Origin of the sequence: Brevibacillus panacihumi W25 (assembly GCF_000503775.1) — a bacterium.
In the GTDB taxonomy this organism is placed as follows: Bacteria; Bacillota; Bacilli; order Brevibacillales; family Brevibacillaceae; genus Brevibacillus; species Brevibacillus panacihumi_A.
Map to the genome: position 1 here is coordinate 376,365 of NZ_KI629786.1, position 21,136 is coordinate 397,500.

19 protein-coding genes, 1 tRNA gene and 1 other annotated feature (1 of these 21 running past the window's edge) are annotated in these 21,136 nt (G+C 47.8%); all 20 genes read right to left on the reverse strand.

The features are described 5' to 3' along the window. Positions 1 to 13: 13 nt before the first annotated feature. The gene (locus tag T458_RS51500) at positions 14 to 1,504 is read right to left on the reverse strand and encodes an aldehyde dehydrogenase family protein (RefSeq protein ID WP_023558992.1); all 1,491 of its coding nucleotides are present in this window, start codon (positions 1,502 to 1,504) and stop codon (positions 14 to 16) included. A 38-nt stretch (positions 1,505 to 1,542) separates the two neighbouring features. Beyond that, complete coding sequence (locus tag T458_RS51505) at positions 1,543 to 2,712, reverse strand: iron-containing alcohol dehydrogenase (protein ID WP_023558993.1); 1,170 nt, start codon at positions 2,710 to 2,712, stop codon at positions 1,543 to 1,545. A gap of 13 nt (positions 2,713 to 2,725) precedes the next feature. Next, positions 2,726 to 3,802: an Ldh family oxidoreductase gene (locus T458_RS51510; protein WP_023558994.1), complete on the reverse strand. Its 1,077-nt coding sequence runs from the start codon at positions 3,800 to 3,802 to the stop codon at positions 2,726 to 2,728. Then, on the reverse strand, positions 3,783 to 4,472 hold the full coding sequence (locus T458_RS51515; RefSeq protein WP_023558995.1) for an RraA family protein: 690 nt from the start codon (positions 4,470 to 4,472) through the stop codon (positions 3,783 to 3,785). The genes T458_RS51510 and T458_RS51515 overlap by 20 nt, the downstream gene beginning before the upstream one ends. An 11-nt stretch (positions 4,473 to 4,483) precedes the next feature. After that, positions 4,484 to 5,539 carry a LacI family DNA-binding transcriptional regulator gene (locus tag T458_RS51520; protein WP_354702699.1) on the reverse strand — a complete coding sequence of 352 codons (1,056 nt, stop codon included), beginning with the start codon at positions 5,537 to 5,539 and terminating at the stop codon, positions 4,484 to 4,486. A gap of 622 nt (positions 5,540 to 6,161) precedes the next feature. Beyond that, entirely contained in the window at positions 6,162 to 6,662 is a 501-nt protein-coding gene (locus T458_RS51525) for a hypothetical protein (protein ID WP_023558997.1), read from the reverse strand. A 114-nt stretch (positions 6,663 to 6,776) separates the two neighbouring features. Beyond that, a complete protein-coding gene (locus tag T458_RS51530) occupies positions 6,777 to 7,394 on the reverse strand; it encodes a hypothetical protein (protein ID WP_023558998.1) in 618 nt (205 codons plus the stop codon). An 81-nt stretch (positions 7,395 to 7,475) separates the two neighbouring features. Next, positions 7,476 to 8,243 carry an IS21-like element helper ATPase IstB gene (gene istB / locus T458_RS51535; RefSeq protein WP_023554153.1) on the reverse strand — a complete coding sequence of 256 codons (768 nt, stop codon included), beginning with the start codon at positions 8,241 to 8,243 and terminating at the stop codon, positions 7,476 to 7,478. Between the two features lie 2 nt (positions 8,244 to 8,245). Next, positions 8,246 to 9,796: an IS21 family transposase gene (gene istA / locus T458_RS51540; protein ID WP_144083832.1), complete on the reverse strand. Its 1,551-nt coding sequence runs from the start codon at positions 9,794 to 9,796 to the stop codon at positions 8,246 to 8,248. A gap of 96 nt (positions 9,797 to 9,892) precedes the next feature. After that, positions 9,893 to 10,345: a hypothetical protein gene (locus T458_RS51545; protein WP_023558999.1), complete on the reverse strand. Its 453-nt coding sequence runs from the start codon at positions 10,343 to 10,345 to the stop codon at positions 9,893 to 9,895. Positions 10,346 to 10,632: 287 nt separating this feature from the next. Continuing rightward, positions 10,633 to 11,319, reverse strand: a complete 687-nt coding sequence (locus T458_RS51550) for an SOS response-associated peptidase (RefSeq protein ID WP_023559000.1) — start codon at positions 11,317 to 11,319, stop codon at positions 10,633 to 10,635. 367 nt (positions 11,320 to 11,686) lie between these two features. Next, a tRNA-Arg gene (locus T458_RS51555) sits at positions 11,687 to 11,763 on the reverse strand. A gap of 102 nt (positions 11,764 to 11,865) precedes the next feature. Further along, entirely contained in the window at positions 11,866 to 13,155 is a 1,290-nt protein-coding gene (gene aceA, locus T458_RS51560) for an isocitrate lyase (protein WP_023559002.1), read from the reverse strand. Positions 13,156 to 13,183: 28 nt separating this feature from the next. Next, complete coding sequence (gene aceB / locus T458_RS51565) at positions 13,184 to 14,788, reverse strand: malate synthase A (protein ID WP_031306203.1); 1,605 nt, start codon at positions 14,786 to 14,788, stop codon at positions 13,184 to 13,186. Positions 14,789 to 14,848: 60 nt separating this feature from the next. Continuing rightward, positions 14,849 to 15,007, reverse strand: a complete 159-nt coding sequence (locus T458_RS57365) for a hypothetical protein (protein ID WP_023559004.1) — start codon at positions 15,005 to 15,007, stop codon at positions 14,849 to 14,851. Between the two features lie 200 nt (positions 15,008 to 15,207). Beyond that, on the reverse strand, positions 15,208 to 16,491 hold the full coding sequence (gene serS, locus T458_RS51570; RefSeq protein ID WP_023559005.1) for a serine--tRNA ligase: 1,284 nt from the start codon (positions 16,489 to 16,491) through the stop codon (positions 15,208 to 15,210). Between the two features lie 55 nt (positions 16,492 to 16,546). Continuing rightward, positions 16,547 to 16,767 (reverse strand) — a binding site (T-box leader). Positions 16,768 to 16,854: 87 nt separating this feature from the next. Next, complete coding sequence (pdxT, locus tag T458_RS51575; protein ID WP_023559006.1) at positions 16,855 to 17,433, reverse strand: pyridoxal 5'-phosphate synthase glutaminase subunit PdxT; 579 nt, start codon at positions 17,431 to 17,433, stop codon at positions 16,855 to 16,857. A gap of 10 nt (positions 17,434 to 17,443) precedes the next feature. After that, on the reverse strand, positions 17,444 to 18,328 hold the full coding sequence (pdxS, locus tag T458_RS51580; RefSeq protein ID WP_023559007.1) for a pyridoxal 5'-phosphate synthase lyase subunit PdxS: 885 nt from the start codon (positions 18,326 to 18,328) through the stop codon (positions 17,444 to 17,446). Positions 18,329 to 18,434: 106 nt separating this feature from the next. Next, a complete protein-coding gene (locus T458_RS51585; RefSeq protein ID WP_031306204.1) occupies positions 18,435 to 19,733 on the reverse strand; it encodes a D-alanyl-D-alanine carboxypeptidase family protein in 1,299 nt (432 codons plus the stop codon). A 168-nt stretch (positions 19,734 to 19,901) separates the two neighbouring features. Next, on the reverse strand, positions 19,902 to 21,136 hold the 3' portion of the coding sequence (gene guaB, locus T458_RS51590; RefSeq protein WP_023559009.1) for an IMP dehydrogenase. The gene runs 226 nt beyond the window's last position; 1,235 of the gene's 1,461 nt are visible here — the last part of the coding sequence; the start codon falls outside the window, past its right edge; it ends in the stop codon at positions 19,902 to 19,904.

The following is a 21,136-nucleotide window of genomic DNA, read 5'->3' on the forward strand; positions in this document are numbered from 1 at the left end:
CCCATTTTTTCGATTAATCGTATTGGAAGTATACGACCTTCAATTCTGTAAAGAAATCTTTGTTGGTACTGCCAATCGAATAAGCGCCGAACCCGGATTGTTTTACACCACCGAATGGCATATAAGCTGCACTGGCTGTACCGTGATTAATATGAACCATCCCGCTCTCGATCTGTTCAGCGAAGCGATATGCGGATGAAAGATTATCTGTAAAGACAGATGCGGCAAGCCCATACTCGACAGAATTGGCGATCTCAAATGCTTCCTTCTCGTCTTCTACCGCAATGACACTCAGTACTGGTCCAAAAATCTCTTCCTTGGCGATTCTCATATCCGGAGTCACCTGGTCAAACAAGGCGGGTGTCATGTAACTGCCATGCGCATACTCACCTTCCGAAAGAATCTCTCCTCCCGCGAGCAGACGTGCCCCTTCTTCCTTGCCGATTCGCAAATACTCTTGGACAGAATCGAGATGGCTTTTGTTTACAAGCGGTCCCATGTTGGCCTTCTGTTCCCAGGCTGGGCCTACTGTGATCATTTGGATTTCATCCAATAATGCCTTTGTTAAAGCCTCAGCCTGATCTTTTAGCACAATGACCCGGCTGATTGCCGTACAACGTTGACCGCTGCAAGCAAAGGCCGCACCGACAATCTGCTTTGCTGCATTTGCCAGATTGGCGTAATCGAGCACGACTGCCGGATTTTTTCCGCCTAACTCCAACTGGGTTCGCACCAATCGTTTGGCAGCGATTTCATGGATCGCCACTCCTTGCTTGGTCGATCCCGTAAAGCTGATCCCTTTTACCAGCGGATGTTTTACAAGCGGATCTCCAACCTTCGACCCGCTGCCAATCACCAGATTGACGACACCTTTTGGCACACCCGCTTCAGCAAGCAGCGAGAACAGCTTGGTCGTTGCCCACGGTGTGTTAGAAGCCGGTTTGAACACAACGGTACATCCGTAGGCAAGCGCAGGTGCTATTTTTCGAACAGGTGTGACAACAGGGAAATTCCACGGAGCGATGGCGGCGATGACTCCAATCGGCTGTCGTATCGTCGAATTCCACACGTGAGTCCGCTCACCAGGCAAAGTCTCGCCGTCCATCCGAATCGCATCTCCTGCTGCAAAGCGAGTTTCCTTGGTGGCACGGACAACCTCTCCACGAGATTCTGCCAGGGCTTTTCCCTGTTCAGCCGACAGCATGTAAGCCAGTTCGTCGATATCTCGCTCCAGCAGATCGGCAAACTTCATCAGGATCGCGCCACGATCCGGCGCAGGCAATGTAGACCAGGATTTGAACGCTTCGTTGGCTGCTACAACAGCTGCATCTACATCAGACTCAGTAGAATCCGGAAAATAACCGAGCAGCTGCGACTTGCGGGCTGTGTGATACAGTGGAACCGTTTTTCCATTGCTGCTGTCAACCCATTGTCCATTGATGTAATTCCCGTACGTTTTTCCCGCATTTTGGTCCAGCCAAGTCAGCATGTCGTGTTGAGACATTGCAAATTCCCCTTCCCAGCTTGTCTTTTATGAAATGATCAATCCTTTTTCATAGCTGCTCTGCAGATTTGCTTCAGGTCTTCCAAGGTCGGTTTGCGTGGATTGACGGGAACATTGCCTGACAGCATGGCTTCTTCGGCAATAAAACCGAGGTGCTCTTCCTTCAGTCCGTAGTCTGAGAGCGTCTGCGTGATCCCGACATCCTGTTTCAACTGTCGAATCGCCACGACGGAACGCTCTGCTGCTTCCCGGTCACTGAGATGCTCGACCTTCTCCCCAAAAATCGATGCGATTTCCGCAAACTTCTCCAAATTGCCAATCAGGTTAAATTGCATGACTTCTGGCAGAAGAATGGCGTTTACCGTGCCGTGAGGAATCTTGAAATGAGCGCCAAGCGGAATGGCCAAAGCATGAGCAAGCCCCAGGCGAGTCGAGTTAAAGGCCATCGCTGCAATCAGGCTGGCGAGCAGCATATCATGACGGGCCTGCAGGTTTTCCCCCGCAACGACCGCTGCGCGCAAGCTTTTCGCAATCATTTTCATCGCTTGGATGGACATGCCCTCGGAGATTGGCTGCGTCGCTTTATTCACATAAGACTCGAGAGCATGCGTCAAAGCATCCATCCCTGTTGCTGCTGTCACGTGCGGCGGCAAGCTGATTGTCAGCTCAGGGTCGCAAAGCGCCATTGTCGGGCAGTTGTATGTACTGCCAACGCTCAACTTCACATTTTCTTTCTTGTCCGACAGCACAGACCAGATTGTCAGCTCGCTTCCCGTCCCTGCTGTAGTAGGTACAGCAATGACCGGAGCCGCTTGATGGAGCACCTTGTTGATGCCGACATAATCACGGATATGCCCTGGGTTCGTCAGCATTGTTCCGATCGCTTTGGCTGTATCCAGCGAACTGCCGCCTCCCACCCCTACGACGAGGTTGCAGCCTTCCGCTTTGGCCAAATCAGTTCCCTTTTCTACCGACGAAATGTCTGGGTCGGCTTCGATCTCCGAAAAAATCACATAGGGTATATTGGCCTCTTTCAATGGTTCTTCCAATCGCTCGACGACACCGGCAGATACTACACCCGGGTCTGCAACGATCAGGACCTTGCTGCCACCCAAAGCTTTTACATGATCTGCGAGTGAACGGATGGAACCGTTTCCAAACTCGATGATAGTAGGAATTTCATATCGGAATACACGATTTAGTTGCATGATGAACCCCCTATTATTTCGCCTTTTCAAATTCTGCTTGTGCCAAATCGACTCCGTAGGTTTTTCCGATTGCTGTGAGTTCTTCGACTACTTTTGGTGGTAATTCGATACCAAATTTTTTACGCTCCAGGCTGCGCCGGTGTTCCAATTCACCCGGAATCAAGATCTCTTCTACCCCAGGTGCTTTCGGCTCTTGCTTGATCTCCCGGATGTATTGATCCATCCGCGCTTTAAACTGCTCGACAGGAATGAACCGATTGATGTCTACCGCGATGAAGACATGGCCGACGTTTTGTGATTCCTCCCAATTTTCGTACATATTATTCACGTATTTGCCAAATCCGGCCCCTGTTAAGACGCCCGATAGAATATCGATAAACATGGATATCGCATAGCCTTTCGGACCTCCGACAGGTAAAACAGATCCTTCCAGAGCAGCTTCGGCATCCGTTGTAGGATTTCCGTCTTTATCGATGGCCCAGCCCAATGGGATCGGCTCGCCTTTTTGTGCAGAAACGATAATTTTGCCTCGCGCTACCACACTTGTCGCCATATCCAGAATAAAAGGCAGCTCTTTTCCACTTGGGACACCGACTGCTAGAGGATTGGTTCCAATGAAAGGTCTCACGCCACCAGTTGGAGGCATCGTCTGTGAGGCGTTGGACATGACCAGCAAAATCATATCCTGCTCGATGGCCTTCTTGACGTAGTAAGCTCCGGTGCCAAAATGGTTGGATCCTTTTACGCCGACAAATGCAGCACCATGCTTCTTGGCTTTTTCCAATGCCAGGTCCAATGCCTTCGTGCCGATCACAGAGCCAAAGTTGTTCTGGCCATCTACCAAAATGGTCGCTTCGCTCTCGTTCACCTTCTCCACGGCAGCAAAGGGATCAATCATTCCTGCTTCGATGCGCTTAAGGTAGATTGCCGTCCGTACCACTCCGTGCGAGTCAACTCCTCGCAAATCTGCCTGTACCAGAGAATCGGCCACAATCGCTGCCGACTGTGCGGGTACACCCGCTTTAATAAATACCTGCTCACAAAAATGTTGTAGTCCTTCCCAGCTGTATCTACTTGGTAATGCCAACAAATTCACAGCCCTTCTGCTTTAATGTCTCATCCACCCATTTGCGATCCACGGTTCCGTCTGCAATGGACGCAAGAATGGCTTCTTCCTTCGCTTGTTGAGCTTTTACGAGCGCCAGGACCTCTTCAGCCAAATCCGCCGGAACGACGGCTAGTCCATCTTCATCCCCAACGATGATATCCCCGGGATGCACCACCATTCCTCCTACCGAGACAGGAACGTTTATTTCTCCTGGACCGTCTTTATAGGGTCCACGGTGGGTCACTCCTCTTGCATATACCGGGAACACGTCCTGTTTAAAGGCTTCGGTATCGCGGATTGCCCCGTCTATCACAAATCCGCTCACACCTTTTTTCTGAGCGATTCGAAGCATGATCTCTCCGACAATCGCGTTCGTCATATCTCCACCTGCATCGACGACAATGACATCTCCTGCTTCGGCCATGTCGATCGCCTTGTGCACCATCAGGTTGTCGCCTGGCCGAGTTTTTACGGTCAGAGCGGTCCCGACCAGCTTTCCTTCTTTATGATAAGGCGTTAATCCGGCAGCCACGCCATGCATCCGATTGAGGTTATCGCTGATATGAGGAGTGACTACGTGCCGATATTGTTCTACAAGCTCCTTCGCAGGGCGCTTGCTGATTGGAAATATTCGAAAGCCGATGTTCGCCATGATGATTCCTCCTACTTCGTCCCGCAAGAGCGGCGAATAATTAAATTGGGTTCCAGCAAAGTTGTTTTGGGTTTTACAGGCCGCTTTGCCTGAATGCGCTTGATTAGACTTTTTACTGCGATCTCTCCCATTTCATAGGCTGGTTGATTGACCGTTGTCAGCGGAGGATCCAAATGCTTCGACCAGACCGTCTCATCGTAGCCGATAAGCGAAATATCTTGGGGCACGCGCAGGTTCTGCTCCTTGATTGCTTCGAGGATTTCCAGCGTCATCATGTTGTTGGTAGAAAAAATCGCATCAACTTCTGGTGATTGTGTAAGCAGCTCCTTGGTGGCTTCTCTCACAATCCCTTTTTTCTCGGGCAAAATCCGAATCAGCGAATCACGCACAGCCAAGCCATTGCGAGACAAACCCAGCTTATATCCTTCAATCCGTTCGAGTCTCGGACTTACGCCTTCAGGAGGGTACACCATGATCGCGATATTTTTTCGACCATTTTTGCACAGCTGATTAATTGCCAGTGTAGCACCCATGACGTTGTCCACGACGACAGTATCCAGCTCCAACTCGGCCACTTTACGGTTGACGGCTACGACTGGATATTTATTGCGAATCAAAGACTCGTACAAGGCAAAATTTTTCATCGTCGGGTTAATAATGATCCCGTCGACTTGTCTCATCTGCAGTCCCCTGATGTACTCTTCCTCCAATTGAGGATCGTCATTGGAGTTGCAAATCATCAAACTGTAGTCCAGAGCACGACAAGCGTCCTCCACACCCTCCAGCACCCTGGTCCAGTACGGGTTTTGCAAATTGGACAAAATGATTCCCAGCACATTGGTCCGCATCTGCTTTAATCCTCTAGCCAAAGCGTTCGGGCGATAATCCAATTCACGAATCACTTCCAATACGCGTTTCTTTGTTTCTTCTGTTGCATGTTCGAAGTGACCGTTTAGAATTCTGGAGACCGTAGTCTTGGATACCCCAGCCATTTTTGCCACGTCATCAATCGTTACTTTCATTAATATCAGTTCCTCTTTTCCATATTCCTTTGAGAAATACAGGATTCATTCGTATCAGAAACTTGGAAACCGGTTTTGGAAATCGGTTTCGTGAATCGGTTAACTAGATATTAACAGCCTAATAAAGCGATTTCAATATTTATTTTTTGAATTAGCAGAATTCAATTTCAGTCGTTTTATCTACACGTTGCTTACAGTAATTGACTCTTAACGGCTGTTGGGTATCAAAGTAAAAAGAAAAAACCGCGCAATCGCGCGGCTTTCCAATGGCGTCCCCGAGAGGATTCGAACCTCCGACCTACAGTTTAGGAATTATACGCGAACCGCCTTATCCTCTCCGTAGAGGATTGGCGAACCCGGAAAAACCGCGTAATAATGCAGTTTACATCGTATCCTATCCACGTGATACCAAGCAATACCTTCTACTACAGTAGAAGTCATAGTAGAAATTGTTGAGCCCTTCTCATAAAAGAGGGCCTCTTTACATTGGAGTAAACAATTTTTTCGTATGTTACTTTGGGATCAATTTTTTGCGCTGCCTTCATTACTTTGTCCAGGGTGGATTTCCTGGAACCATATCCCTTTTCATCCGTATTTCTAGTTCTACCCGATTCAACGAATTAGAGGTAATACCACAACTTTGAGTATAAGTTAATATTTATTCTTATTAGTGTTCAGAATGAGATGGTCGAGGTATTATTGCAACTGAGCTAAAATATAGGTTTTTCTTAGTGTCCTCCTGAATAGATGGTTTAAGTTCTTTAAACCATTCCTTTTCAAGATCTTCCTCCTTTAATACATCAGGTCTCCAAAGTATCAAACCCAATTCTGGAAAAGTAAAACAGGTATCAAGTTCAGTATCATCTCGATCATATTTTGATATCTCGTCCAATAATGCAACCAGTTTTTCGGCTTTTGTATTGAATACATCTATATTCATGAACATGCATTGAAAATCTTCTTTTAATTCTGAAGGAATCTCAATTAATTTGACTTTACCTTCAGAGTTGTATTTAACTTTAAACGAGTTTTTAAAGTAATTCTTCATATGTTCCGGTCTATGATACTCAGCTTCATATTTTAATATACATTGAATTACTTCTTCCTTAGTCATTCCAAGTTTTACATCTCCGATACCTCTTCCCGCTTCAATATTTAGTACTACCATTTTCACTCACTCCTAAAGATTATATAATTAAAATATATGCACAAAAAGGGCGAGGTAATCGTTATATTCGCACAATTTCGCCAATTACGATTACCCCATCCCTATTAATTAGCTTTATACCATATCGAAAAAAAATTCATATTGGTAAACTGCCTCAATTACTTCGTCATAATACTTTGCAAGAAGACTACTGTAATAATCCTCAGAATCCTCTGCGTCCCTCAAAGCATCAACATTAAAATCGAGCAATGCTTGATAGCGTTGTTGATTCAGGTACTTTTCTTCTTGATTTCTGTGGTCTACTCCTGGACTACCATAGCTTGGTGTATTGAAATGATCTTTAGCTAACATCCGAATGCAAGGAGCATAGTTAGAATTGAATCCAGCGTTTCTTAATGGTGTTGCAGAAACAAAATGGTGTCTTTGACCACCCAGTGCATCTAAGTCTTTATACCGATCAACCTCAAAGTTGTAGCGTTGATACCTTTGATCTCTTCCGCCCCCATCGTAGTACCAAGGTACACCATTATCTATTACTGTCAGATCGAATTCAAAGTAATCTGAAACAGCATTTATATCTTCAGTCCATGATACGATCGTTCCACTTCTAACATTAGTTTTGTTAAAAGATTTTGTATCATCAACTTCCCATCTTGTACCATTTGCATTTTTCTTCGTGATTTCCCCTTTAACTACATCAACTGGATCAATTCCTACTTGATAATGTACCATACTTAACTTTGCTCCACTATTAGAGACAAGAAGATTGAAGCCAATTGTAACCGTCAAGTAGTTTTGAACACTTTTTGCTCATTAAGATTGAACACTTTTTTCTCCGAAAATAGAGCTCCTGTATTTGATTCTGTAGCTGTCTTCGTTTAGTTGGATCACTTCCACTCTGTGAAGCAATCGATCTAATATAGCCGTCGTAATTCCTTGATCACCTATTAATTCTCCCCACTGTTCGGGTCCTTTGTTGGATGTTAATATGATTGAACTTCGTTCATACAGGTTGTTTATGAGGTGGAAAAATAGGTTTGCCTCCCTTTGATCCATTGCCATATACATGAGATCATCAATAATGACCAAATCGGATTCGTTTATTCTTTTAAGCTGCGTTTGTGATTTTGTGAGGTACTCTTGGGTTTTCAATAGATGGATCAACTCTCCCATGGTTGAAAAGGTAACTTGAAAACCCTTTTGTATCGCTTCTAACCCAAGTCCAATTGCAATGTGGGTTTTGCCCACTCCTGGAGGACCAAGAAGGATCAGATTGTACTGTTGTTCTAGCCAATTCAGTTCCTTCAACTGTTTGATTTGGCGGGAACTGATTGACTTTTGCTCATCGATCTGAAATTCATCCAAGGTCTTTTGATAGGGAAACTTGGCCCATTTCAATCTCCTCTCCGCATTTTTTGCTTCTCTCCGTTTCAATTCATAGGTTAAGAGTTCTTCTAGAAATTCCTGATAGGTCCAAGAGAATTTTTCAGCTTTACGAAGGAATTCAGGCAGTTCATTGGCTGTCTCCGCCATCCGAAGATGGCGGAAGTAATTTTGCATGGTCTGTACGGTGCTGTTCAACGTCAAATGCCCCCTAGTATTTTTAAATATTTATCCATTTCCCTCGTTGGTGAAGTGGCTTGTAATGCGGAGAGGTTGCGGAAGTTGCTTGGTATTGCTTGATCGAAACGAGGTTCTGAGGAGGGCTTGGTATCTTTTAGTCGGGAAAGGTGCTGTGCAACATCCCGGAGGTCATTTGCACTCCATAAATGGTCTTTTACACATACATCCAAGGCTTCCTCAATATCAGGTTGGAAATGGGTGATGGCATATTGAACGATTTGCAAATGATCACGTACATACCTCGGATACCGAACGCTTATCTCATGAATAAACAGCATTGCTTTTTCTTGATCGTGAAATTGGCGGATAATGGTCTCCTTATAAGCATGAATCCCTTTAGATCGATCACGTGAGTGCTGTCTACTTTTTATAAGCTCTCCTTTTCCGTGGCAAAGCCGATGTCGTGCAAGAACTTCTCCTTGCGGAGTTGCTCTGACAATCAGTTCCTCTTCATGAATCTCGATAAATACTTGATTCTCTCCCCTTGGACGGTATGTCCCTAAAGGAAGGGAGTACCGATTGGATTTATATTTAATCACATTGTCCTTATGGACAGTTCTTGTTATACTGGATCCACGGTTGCTCTCGAAAGAGAGCAGGGGAGAGACTGGCTTCAAGTGTTGCTTTTCGAGGGCGTGCACTTCAACCGGTCTCTTTTTTGTTGTATGGTGCACATTGTAATTGCCTGTCCGTGATAGCCAGGCCAGAGACCGTTCGTTCCATGCATCGATATTGGAGAAAACCCTGTGTTTGGCAAAGTTTCTTTTCACGAATTTCACTACGTTTTCTATCTTGCCCTTACTTTGCGGATCTGCCTTGCGGCATAAATAAAGGCGAAATCCACGTTCTTGCTTATAAGACTGAAATTCACTCGTCAGGATAATGTCTCCTGCATTTTCACTTACGGTGATCAGGTGATCTTGGTCATAAACCAATTCCTCTGGCATTCCTCCGAAAAATACGAATGCGTTTTCATGGCATCTGATTGCATCCCTTGTGGTAAAGGGTCTGCTTTGCCACTCTACATACTTGAAACGGGAGTGGGAGAGAACAAAAGTGATGAAGTATAATCTCACGTCCTTTTTTTCCATATTTTTAACCGTGACTTCTCCCCAATCCACTTGAGCCTGTTGGCCCATTGGCAACTCGTCCACTGCTTCGTGATCACGAATATGTACAATTTTCGGAATATGGTATATTTCCCTTAGCTCACTAACATAGGATCGAACTGTGCTTCCTCCAATCTTAATGGAAGGATATTTCTCCTTTAACCAGTCCTCGACCTGAGAAGAAGACAGATCTGGATGTTCATGTAACCAACTGAGAATCCTATCCCGGTAGGGATTCAACTTTTTGCTTCTGTTACCAAGGGAATTGACCCAATCTGATGCCTCCTCAAAAGTCATATCTAGATATTTATAGACCGTGTTCCTCGACAGATCCAATTTCCTTGCGATGGCTGCCACCTTAAATCCTTGCTCTTTTAATTGATGAACCTGAAGATACAACAGTAATTTTTCCACCTTTCCCATCCCCCAGCCAAGCTATGTTGAACAAGTAATCATAGCTTAACTGGGTTACCAAGTGAAAGAAAAAAGTGTTCATTTCTATTTGGCGGATACTGTTGAATTTAGTTTAGCAGTTACACCAATTAATCCATCAATTGAATTCGTCTCAACGTTTCGTTTAACTAGAATAACTTGATTCTGTTCTTTTACAAGGATTTCGCGCTCTGGGAAATTGTATTGTTTTATAATTCTTTCCACTTCTTTCGCAGGAACACCTTCAATTTCAATCGGTTCATCTGATTCGAGATCACTTAGATCATAAAGTGTTGACATTTCTTTATACGATTTTGAGCCATTTTCTATGTAGTCTCCGAAACCATTCTCTATAATTTTATCTCTAACATCTGGATGCTTATCTAGATCTTTAATATCAAATCCTTCGAATACAAACTCCTGATCTTCTCCAGATGCGTAAACAGAGTTATTTCCGAGAAAACTTGTAACTAATAATAGGGACAGCAACATAAGCGATAATAGTTTTCTTAATCTCATTGTTTTCCCCCATATTGATTAGACTAAGTTTATATTGTTTGGATGGAAGCGAAATAAACAAAATTACCTCCTTTTTGTAAAATTGCTCCAAATATACCAAATAAGGGTTATTATAGAATGATTATATTATATTGTAAATATGTTAATATTTGTTTTTACAAATTAATACAATTGTCCCTGTTTTGTAATTTTTTTCTTGACTAACTAGGATATTTTGCTTATATACGAGGTTGCAATCAGAAACCCTGGAGCAGACTGCAAATGAATATAAACAACAAATACCGCCTCTAAAACAGAAGAGGCGGGGCAGTTATTTCTTGTATACACTCCGGAACATCATTTTTCGGGCTGCCAACCATAGCTGATACGGGATAGGCACGCATTTGAACCGGGTCATATGGTACAAGAAGCGATTGAAGCAGCGCTGCATCATATCGTTCACGATCCAGCCAGAACGATTCGTCTTCTTGTTTCAGAATAACAGGCATGCGATCGTGAATGTCAGCTACCACGCTATTGGGCCGGGTGGTAATGATGGTACACGTATGCAGCTTTTGACCGTCAGCGCATGTCCAAGTATCATACAGGCCGGCAAAAGCAAAAGGCTCCCCGGATCGCATCATGATTCGCATGGGCCGTTTGCCTTTCGGGCCCTGCTGCCACTCATAGAAGCCATCTGCGGGTATCAAGCAACGTTTACGCTCAAATAGCCGCCGGAAGGCAGGCTTTTCTGTCAGTGTCTCGGCCCGGGCGTTGATCATCTTGTAGCCACCCTTTGCGTCTGATGCCCAGGAAGGCACTAGCCCCCAGCGAAGTTGACCGATACGACGCTGGCCCTTGTCTTCAATGATGGCCGGGATGTTCTGGCCGGGCGCAATGTTGTATCGCGGGGGAAGATCAAAAGGAATACTATCCAGTTCGAATCTTTCCATAATCTCGTCTGGACTGACTACAAAGGTAAAACGCCCACACATAAATACCACCTCAACACCATGATACCCAATTCACAGAAAAAACAAAGCCCGCCTCTTAATGAAGGTGGGCGGTGGTTCTGTTCCAAATCATATAAAAAATCATTACTTCTGGATTAAGAGAACTAGGTGAAGCAAATAACGTTGTTGGTTCGCCAAGTTCCTTCTCAAGAAAAGGCAGTACGCTTGCATTGGGCATATCTCCTGGACTCCAACAAGCGGCAATCGATCACTTTGACGACGTTCTTTTCGGATCTCAAACTGTGGATAAAAAAGCAATGGTAGAAGAATAGTAGAAGTCGACCTACAGTTCCCACAGTAGAAGAGGGGTATGAAATAGAAAAAACCGCGCAATCGCGCGGCTTTCCAATGGCGTCCCCGAGAGGATTCGAACCTCCGACCTACAGTTTAGGAAACCGTTGCTCTATCCTGCTGAGCTACGGGGACACAGTTTTCTTTTCCCACTCTCCATTATAAAAAGAGTTGCGCCGTTTGGCAAATGGAGGACCAAGGCAAACAAGCCCTGATCCCCGAAAAACCTTCATTCGATTAATGATGTGTAAACTGCTCTTCTTCAGTCGATCCGGTCAGGGCTGTCGTTGAGGAATTTCCTCCCGCGATCACCTGCGCGATCTCATCGAAATACCCGGTACCGACCTCCCGCTGATGGCGCGTAGCCGTGTATCCATACACTTCACTCGCGAACTCTGCCTGCTGCAGCTCGGAGTATGCCGCCATGCCGCGGTCGCGATAATTGCGTGCCAACTCAAACATGCCGTAGTTGAGCGCATGGAAGCCAGCCAAGGTAACGAATTGGAACTTGTAGCCCATCTCGCCCAGCTCTTCCTGGAAGCGAGCGATGGATGCGTCATCCAGCTTTTTCTTCCAGTTGAAGGACGGAGAGCAGTTGTACGCCAGCAGCTTCCCGGGGAACTGCGCATGAATCGCCTCGGCAAAGCGGCGGGCTTCCTCCAGATTGGGTTCGGCTGTCTCGCACCAGATCAGATCGGCGTATGGAGCGTAGGCGAGGCCGCGGGCAATTGCCGCATCCAGCCCGCCACGGAGGCGGAAGAAGCCCTCTGGTGTGCGTTCGCCCGTGAGAAACGGTTTATCCTGCTCATCGATGTCGCTTGTGATCAGGAAGGCGCCATTGGCGTCGGTACGAGCCACGATAATCGTCGGTACGCCCATCACGTCGGCCGCAAATCGCGCAGCGACGAGATTGCGCACAGCAGCTTGTGTCGGGATCAGAACCTTGCCGCCCATATGCCCGCATTTTTTCTCGGAAGCCAGCTGATCCTCGAAGTGAACTCCCGCTGCCCCTGCCTCGATCATCCCCTTCATCAACTCGAATACATTGAGCGGTCCGCCAAAGCCCGCTTCCGCATCTGCCACGATCGGCGCGAACCAATGCGTATCGGTGCCGCCTTCCGACTGATCGATCTGATCCGCGCGCTGCAATGCCTGATTGATGCGTTTGACCACCTGCGGTACGCTGTTGGCAGGGTACAAGCTTTGGTCCGGGTACATCTGCCCGGCCAGATTGGCGTCAGCCGCTACCTGCCAGCCGCTCAGATAGATTGCCTTCAGACCTGCCTTCACTTGTTGGATTGCCTGATTCCCGGTCAACGCACCGAGCGCCTTGATGTGGTGCTCCGTATGCAGCAGATGCCACAGTCTTTCTGCACCCAATCGAGCCAATGTGTGCTCTACCTGCACGCTTCCACGAAGCCGAATGACATCCTCCGCTTTATAGGGGCGCGTAATCCCCTTGAACCGCTCTCCCTGCCAGATTTGCTCCAGTTGTTGAATCGCTTCCTGCTTGTTTGTTTTACTCATGTGCGTTTCCCCCACTCGTTTTATTGGTTTAAGCTAAATAGCGATAGCCCGGTATGGTTAAGAAATCTTCAAATGTATCCTCTGTCACCAGCTTCAGGAACAGCTCTCCTGCCACCTGGAACATGCCTTGCTGATACCGCTCCTCTCCCAGCTCCTGCTTCATGAGATGCATTTCCTCGCTGGTCCACTGTCTGACTAATCCGATCGTGATCTTGCGCCCGTCAGGCAATACTCCTTTGGGATGGCGAATCCATTGCCACACCTGCGCCCGGGAAATTTCCGCCGTCGCCGCGTCTTCCATCAGATTGCGGATCGGAACCGCACCCGCACCGCGAAACCAAGCTTCGATATACTGGATGCCGACGTTGATGTTGGTGCGCACTCCTTCCTCGGTGATCTCGCCGGCTGGCACCGCCAGCAGATCCGCAGCAGACACCTGCACGTCTTCGCGTTTGTACCAGATCTGATTGGGTTCTCGCATTAAGCGATCGAACACCTCCATCGCCACCTTGACCAATCCCGGATGGGCTACCCACGTGCCATCATGACCGTCGTACGCTTCCCGCTCCTTATCCGCGCGCACCTTCGCCAACGCTTCCTCATTTTTGACCGGGTCGTTCTTGACCGGGATCTGCGCTGCCATGCCGCCGATGCATGGAGCCATCCGCTTGTGGCAAGTCTTTACTGCCAGGGTGGTGTAAGCTTTCATGAAAGGAACCGTCATCGTCACCTGCGAACGATCGGGCAAAATGACAGCAGGCTGATTTCTTAACTTTTTAATGTAACTAAAAATGTAATCCCATCTGCCGCAATTGAGTCCGGAGCTGTGTTCCCGCAGCTCATACAGGATCTCATCCATTTCAAAAGCAGCCATAATCGTCTCAATTAACACCGTCGCCCGAATCGTTCCTTGAGGGATGTTCAATTCCTCTTGGGCAAACACAAAGGCGTCATTCCACAGCCTCGCCTCCAGATGGCTCTCCAGCTTTGGCAAGTAAAAATAAGGAGCAGTGCCTTGCGCCAATAACGGTTGAACATTGTGATAAAAGTAAAGACCAAAATCGACGAAGCTGGCGGATACCGGTTTCCCGTCCAGCAAAATGTGCTTTTCCTCCATGTGCAAGCCGCGCGGGCGCACCTTCAGGACTGCTGTTTTTTCATTCAATGTGTACTGCTTCTTTTCCGGACTGGTATACGAAATCGTACGCCGCACCGCATCCTTCATATTGATCTGTCCCTGAATCGTATTGATCCATGTCGGAGAATTGGCGTCTTCAAAGTCTGCCATGAAAAGCCGCGCCCCGGAGTTCAAGGCATTGATCACCATTTTCCGATCACCGGCAGGACCCGTGATCTCCACTCTGCGGTCCAGCAGGTCGGCGGGCAAAGGTGCTACCGTCCAGTCTCCCTCGCGAATGGCGGCTGTCTGGGGAAGAAAATCAGGCAATATTCCCTCGTCGATTTGCGCCTGCCGCTCCTCTCGTTTGGCCAGCAGCTCCAATCGCTGATCTCCAAAGTTTTGCTCTAATTTGCCAATGAACTGGAGTGCTTCAGGGGTAAGAATCTCTTCATAACCCGGCATCATTTCCGCGTCAATGACGATTGGATATGGATTGGTTGGAATCATACTCAAGCAAAGCTCCCCCTTTTCGAAATTTCGTTATTATGGTACAGATTGTATAAACGTAAATTATTATAGTACAGATACTGCAAAAAAAATGGTCCTACTCGATGTTCCCGCTTCCGCTGCAATGGCTGCAGCAAACATGACCATCTCCCTTGCAGTGATGGCATGCCGTACCGTTCCCATCTTGACCGATCCCTCCGCAACGCGGGCAATTCTGTTCGCCATTTCCTTCACACCTGTAACAATTCATATCTCCTATCCTCCCATTTCTGTATTAAGACAATATTCTTAACTTTTGCGGTTATTATATAACAGTAATTTGAACTGTGCAACAACAATTTCCAAAAAATAATCTGTATTAGTACACAAAAAAAACAGCCCTGTCCAATTCGGATCAGAGCTGTTGATTTGATTATCTGTTGCAACTATGCCTTTGGCGTAATTTTTTCAATGCCGCCCATGTACGGACGCAATACTTCCGGGATGGTGACAGACCCGTCTGCCTCCTGATAGTTCTCCAGGATTGCGGCTACGGTGCGCCCAATCGCCAAGCCGGAACCGTTCAGGGTGTGCACAAATTCCGGTTTGCTCTTCGTGTCGCGACGGAAGCGAATATTGGCGCGGCGAGCCTGGAACGCTTCAAAGTTGGAGCAAGAAGAGATCTCCCGATACGTGTTGTTGCTAGGAATCCAAACTTCCAGATCGTACTTCTTGGCAGCAGTAAAGCCAAGATCACCTGTGCACATGCTCAGCACACGATATGGCAGGCCCAGCAATTGCAGCACGCGCTCTGCATCCTTCACCAGCTTTTCCAATTCTTCATAGGAATCCTCTGGTTTGACGAACTTCACCATTTCCACTTTGTTAAATTGATGCTGGCGGATCAGGCCGCGGGTGTCGCGTCCCGCGGATCCCGCTTCCGAACGGAAACAAGCACTGTATGCCGCATAGTAGAGCGGCAATTCAGCCCCGTCGAGGATCTCGTCACGATGCATGTTGGTGACAGGCACTTCTGCTGTCGGAATCAGGAAGTAATCAGGTCCATCGAGTTTGAACGCATCCTCCTCAAACTTCGGCAATTGCCCGGTCCCTGTCATGCTGGCGCGGTTGACGATAAACGGCGGCAGGATTTCTTCATACCCGTGTTCGGTGGTATGCAAATCGAGCATGAAGCTGATCAGCGCACGCTCCAAGCGCGCTCCCAAGCCTTTGTAAAAGACAAAGCGGCTGCCTGTTACCTTGGCTGCTGTCTCGAAGTCGAGAATGCCCGCCTGGGTAGCCAAATCCCAGTGTGCCTTGGTCTCAAAGCCAAAATTGCGGGGCTCTCCCCAGGTCCATGCCACTACGTTGTCATCCTCGGACGTACCTATCGGTGTGCTTTCGTGCGGCAGGTTGGGAAGGCTCAGCAAAATCAGTTCCTGCTGCTCATCGAGTTGACGAAGATCTTCATCCAGCACTTTGATGCGCTCGTTTACTTCTTTCATCTCCGCGATCAGGCTGTCTGCATTCTCCTTGTTGCGCTTCATGACAGCAACCTGCTCGGAGACGGTGTTGCGTTTATTTTTCAAGGTTTCTGCTTCCTGAATCACATGGCGGCGCTTCTCGTCCACTTCTGCGAACTGATCCAAAGCAGAGATGTCTTCATTGCGAGCGGACAAGCGGCGCTTTACTTCCTCCAGGTCTTGTCGCAGTACTTTTACGTCCAACATTTCGAATCCCTCCACATCGACATCGAATAAAAAAACAAAAAACACCCGTCCCCTGATAAGGGACGAGTGCTGGTTACCCGCGTTGCCACCCTCGTTGACAGAAGCTCCTGAATCACAGCTATCTGTCCACTCTTCCGTCATAACGGGACGGGGACCGGACAAGTTATACCTTGCCACTCCGAGATGGATTCCTTCACAAGCTGGATCGGTTTGCACCAACCACCGACTCTCTAGGCCAGACCTTGTTGAAGTACTAGTTCTCATCAACGTGTTCGCACAGTTTACAACATCTAACTTCTATTGTTAACTGTACTACAGGTTCTATACCTGTGTAAAGAGCGGCTCTGTTCCTGTCTTTTGGATTTACGCCTTTTTTGCTTCCTTCACCATATCGAAGAAATACTTGTGTAAACGCGTATCTTCCGTCAACTCCGGATGAAAGGCAGCAGCCAGATAATGTCTATCGCGTGCGACGACGATTTTATCCTCGTGTTTGGCCAATACCTGACCGGCTTCCCCTACATGCTTGAGATAAGGAGCCCGGATAAAAACGGCCGGATAATCAGCAGCGACTCCGACTACTGGCAGGTTGACCTCAAAGCTGTCCTTTTGCCGGCCAAATGCGTTACGCGCTACCTTTATATCCATCAAGCCGAGATGCGCGTCCGATTGTCCTTCGATTTCCTTGGCCAACAGAATCGCGCCAGCGCAAGTGCCGAAGATTGGCTTGCCCGCTTCGCCGAACTTTCGAACCGCGTCCATCAACCCGTACTTGTGCATCAGCTTGCTGATCGTCGTACTCTCACCGCCGGGAATGACCAGGCCGTCCAGATCGTGCAACTCCTCCACCCTTTTTACGGAGACGGCTGTTGCACCTACCTCTTCCAACATGCGCAGATGTTCGATGACTGCACCCTGCAGAGCAAGAACCCCAATTTTCATCATGATCACCTTACCAGCCGCGATCTTGCATGCGGTCAACTTCACGAATTTTGGAGATCTCAATTCCCTGCATCGGGGTACCCAAGCCTTTGGATACACGAGCAATCAGTTCGTAATCGGTGTAGTGGGTAGTGGCTTCTACGATGGCACGAGCGAATTTTTCCGGATTATCGGACTTGAAGATGCCGGATCCTACGAACACGCCTTCAGACCCGAGCTGCATCATCAGGGCTGCGTCGGCAGGTGTTGCAATTCCGCCTGCGGCGAAGTTCACGACCGGGAGTTTGCCGTTTTTGTGCACATACTCCAGCAGTTCATAAGGCGCACCCAGATTCTTGGCTTCCGCCATCAGCTCATCATAGGACATCGCCTGTACTTTGCGAATTTGCGCCATCATGGTACGCATGTGGCGAACGGCTTCCACGATATTACCGGTACCAGGCTCTCCCTTGGTACGAATCATCGAAGCCCCTTCGCCGATACGACGCAGCGCTTCACCCAGATCACGCGCGCCACATACAAACGGTACAGTAAATTCTTTTTTATTGATATGGTACAAGTCGTCAGCCGGAGTCAACACTTCACTCTCATCGAGATAGTCCACACCCATCGACTCCAGCACACGCGCTTCCACGAAATGACCGATGCGTGCTTTTGCCATGACGGGAATCGAGACAGCCTTCAATACTTCCTCGACAATGCCAAGATCAGCCATACGCGCAACGCCGCCTGCTGCACGAATATCAGAAGGCACACGCTCCAAAGCCATTACGGCAACAGCACCAGCCGCTTCCGCAATTTTTGCCTGCTCCGCATTTACGACGTCCATAATGACGCCGCCTTTTTGCATTTCAGCCATTCCTCGTTTTACGCGGTCCGTTCCTACTTGTGCCATGTTATTTCCCCCTACGTGGTGAAGTTGGAACCATAACTGTTATGTGGTGTTATGGTTGAAGTTACGCTCATTGTAAACCAAAGCGCAGAGGGAAACAATACTTTCTTTATTTTCCGCTGCTGAACAATCCGCTGAAGAATTGGATGATGCTGCGGAAAAACAGACGAATCCAGCTTGCCTCTTCTACTTCCTGTGCGGCTACTACGTCGAATGAAGCCTTTTCCATGTCCTCTTTTTGGAGGTAATCTGACTCTTGTACGCCTTCTTCCTTCAGAACCAGCTTCCCGACTACCTGATCCTTCGCAATTGGTGCTGCCAGCTGTTGGAAGGTGACCGTCGGAGTAAATTTCGTTTCAGCCCCGATTTTGGTCAGCATTTTTACCTCGCTGCCTGTCACGACAGGAACAGTCAGCTCGACGCCGTTAGTAAGCGAAGCGGATTCAAAACCGGCAATCGATGCACCCTTGTCCATCTGTTTTGTCAATTTAAAGTTGCTGAACCCGTAATCAAACATCTTTTTGGTTTCCACAAAACGCTTTGTATTGCTTTCTGTCCCCATCACGACACCGATCAAACGCATGCCATCGCGCTCGGCTGTTCCGGTAAAGCAGTATTGTGCAGCGTTTGTAAAACCGGTTTTCAATCCGTCTACACCTTCATAGAAGCTGTTCAGTCCGGGAAGCATCCAGTTGTAGTTGGCTTTTTTCAATTCCTGCGGGGAACCGGCACGGAATGTAAAGCGAGGAACTTTCGATACTTCCAAGGCCTCTGGAAAATCGCGGATCAACGCACGGGCGAGGATTGCCGAGTCACGAGCAGACATCAGGTTTTCGGTCTGATCGGTATCCACCGAGTATGGACCAAGTTCATTTGCAGGCAAACCAGTGGATGTGACGAAGGAGGTGTTGGTCATTCCCAGCTCTGCTGCTTTCTTGTTCATCATCTGTACAAAATTCGACTCGCTGCCCGCGACTTTTTCGGCAAGCAAGACCGTTGCATCGTTTGCAGAAACGATCGCCATCGCTTCATACAATTGTTTGACCGTAAAAGATTCTCCTGCGTTCAGGTAGACGCCGGAAGCATCCGAAATTTTTGCCACATAGAACGCATATTCACTGACAGGCACTACATCATCCCAGCTGATCTTCTTTTGCTTGACTGCCTCTTGAATCAAGTACTCCGACATGATTTTGCTCATGCTGGCCGGAGGAAGCGGCTGATCCGGGTTATTGCTGTAGAGCACTTTTCCCGTGGAAGCCTCGACAAGAATTGCTGATTTAGCGGCCAAATCCAGATTTGCAGGGGCCGCCTGTGCCTGTGTTGCCATTCCCGTCATAGCTGTAACAAATACAGCGACAGAAAGGTATAGACTCATTAACCGTCTTGTCCATGTTTTTTGTTTCATTGCCATTTCTCACTCTCCCACTTCTGTCGATTTTGTCTTTGGTGAATTGGTTGGCATTGCTGATCATACGCACAATTGTAAGTGTACCATAGGAAGCATGCGTGATTGAAGCTAGTAAAAACCCCCTTCTCTTCAAGAAAAGGGGGTTTAGGTCAAAAGAACTGTTTTCTAGGAAATGGAATAGTTAGGAGCCTCTTTGGTAATTTGAACATCATGCGGGTGGCTTTCGCGCAGACCAGCTCCTGTGATTCGGATGAATTGGCCATTATCAATCAAATCCTGAATCGTTTTTGTTCCGCAATACCCCATACCGGCGCGCAAGCCCCCGATCAGCTGGTACGTTACCTCTGCCAAAGGTCCTTTGTATGGAACACGCCCTTCAATGCCTTCCGGTACAAGCTTTTGCTCGTTCTCTTGGAAATATCGATCCTTGCTGCCTGCCTTCATCGCACCGATCGAGCCCATACCGCGATATACCTTGAACCGGCGCCCTTGATAGATTTCAAATTCTCCCGGGCTTTCTTCCGTACCCGCAAACAAGCTGCCGATCATAATCGCCGATGCGCCTGCTGCGATAGCTTTTGGCAAATCACCTGAGTATTTAATGCCGCCGTCGGCAATAATTGGAATGTTGTACTTGCGTGCTTCTTGGGCGCAGTCGTGGATCGCCGTGATTTGCGGCACTCCAATACCTGCTACTACACGTGTGGTACAGATGGAACCAGGGCCGATCCCTACTTTAACCACAGAGGCACCGGCTTCAATCAGTTCACGGGTAGCTTGTCCGGTCGCAACGTTTCCTGCCACGATGGTCAGTTGCGGATACTGCTTGCGAATCTCTTTTACTGTATCGATCACGCCTTTGGAATGACCGTGGGCAGTGTCTATGACCAGTACATCCACACCTGCTTTAACCAATGCAGCAGCACGATCGAAGGTGTCCGCAGATACACCTACTGCCGCTCCGCACAACAAACGGCCTTGCAGATCTTTTGCCGCATTTGGATACTGGATGTTTTTCTCAATATCTTTAATGGTAATCAAACCCTGAAGGATGTTTTGTTCGTCCACCAACGGGAGTTTTTCGATTTTATGTTTTTGCAAAATGGCTTCCGCCTGCTGCAGGGTTGTTCCTACAGGAGCGGTTACCAGGTTTTCCTTGGTCATTACTTCCTTAATCGGGGTAGAGAAATCATGCACAAAACGCATGTCGCGATTCGTCAAAATTCCGATCAGGTGGTTTCCCTCGTCGACGATTGGGACTCCGGAAATGCGAAATTTGCCCATCAACGCATCGGCATCGGCTACGGTATGATGCTGTGACAAGGAAAATGGATTGGTAATAACGCCGCTTTCCGAACGTTTGACACGATCCACTTCACTCGCTTGCTGCTCGATCGTCA

Excerpts from the sequence above, each read along its gene's own strand:
- pdxS (WP_023559007.1), bottom strand. The coding sequence starts at position 18,328 with ATGGCACAAGTAGGAACGGACCGCGTAAAACGAGGAATGGCTGAAATG.
- T458_RS51525 (WP_023558997.1), bottom strand. The coding sequence starts at position 6,662 with ATGGTAGTACTAAATATTGAAGCGGGAAGAGGTATCGGAGATGTAAAA.
- T458_RS51500 (WP_023558992.1), bottom strand. The coding sequence starts at position 1,504 with ATGTCTCAACACGACATGCTGACTTGGCTGGACCAAAATGCGGGAAAA.
- T458_RS51545 (WP_023558999.1), bottom strand. The coding sequence starts at position 10,345 with ATGAGATTAAGAAAACTATTATCGCTTATGTTGCTGTCCCTATTATTA.
- T458_RS51505 (WP_023558993.1), bottom strand. The coding sequence starts at position 2,712 with ATGCAACTAAATCGTGTATTCCGATATGAAATTCCTACTATCATCGAG.
- T458_RS51515 (WP_023558995.1), bottom strand. The coding sequence starts at position 4,472 with ATGGCGAACATCGGCTTTCGAATATTTCCAATCAGCAAGCGCCCTGCG.
- T458_RS51550 (WP_023559000.1), bottom strand. The coding sequence starts at position 11,319 with ATGTGTGGGCGTTTTACCTTTGTAGTCAGTCCAGACGAGATTATGGAA.
- aceA (WP_023559002.1), bottom strand. The coding sequence starts at position 13,155 with ATGAGTAAAACAAACAAGCAGGAAGCGATTCAACAACTGGAGCAAATC.
- T458_RS51530 (WP_023558998.1), bottom strand. The coding sequence starts at position 7,394 with ATGGTACATTATCAAGTAGGAATTGATCCAGTTGATGTAGTTAAAGGG.
- pdxT (WP_023559006.1), bottom strand. The coding sequence starts at position 17,433 with ATGAAAATTGGGGTTCTTGCTCTGCAGGGTGCAGTCATCGAACATCTG.
- T458_RS57365 (WP_023559004.1), bottom strand. The coding sequence starts at position 15,007 with ATGGCGAACAGAATTGCCCGCGTTGCGGAGGGATCGGTCAAGATGGGA.
- serS (WP_023559005.1), bottom strand. The coding sequence starts at position 16,491 with ATGTTGGACGTAAAAGTACTGCGACAAGACCTGGAGGAAGTAAAGCGC.
- T458_RS51585 (WP_031306204.1), bottom strand. The coding sequence starts at position 19,733 with ATGAAACAAAAAACATGGACAAGACGGTTAATGAGTCTATACCTTTCT.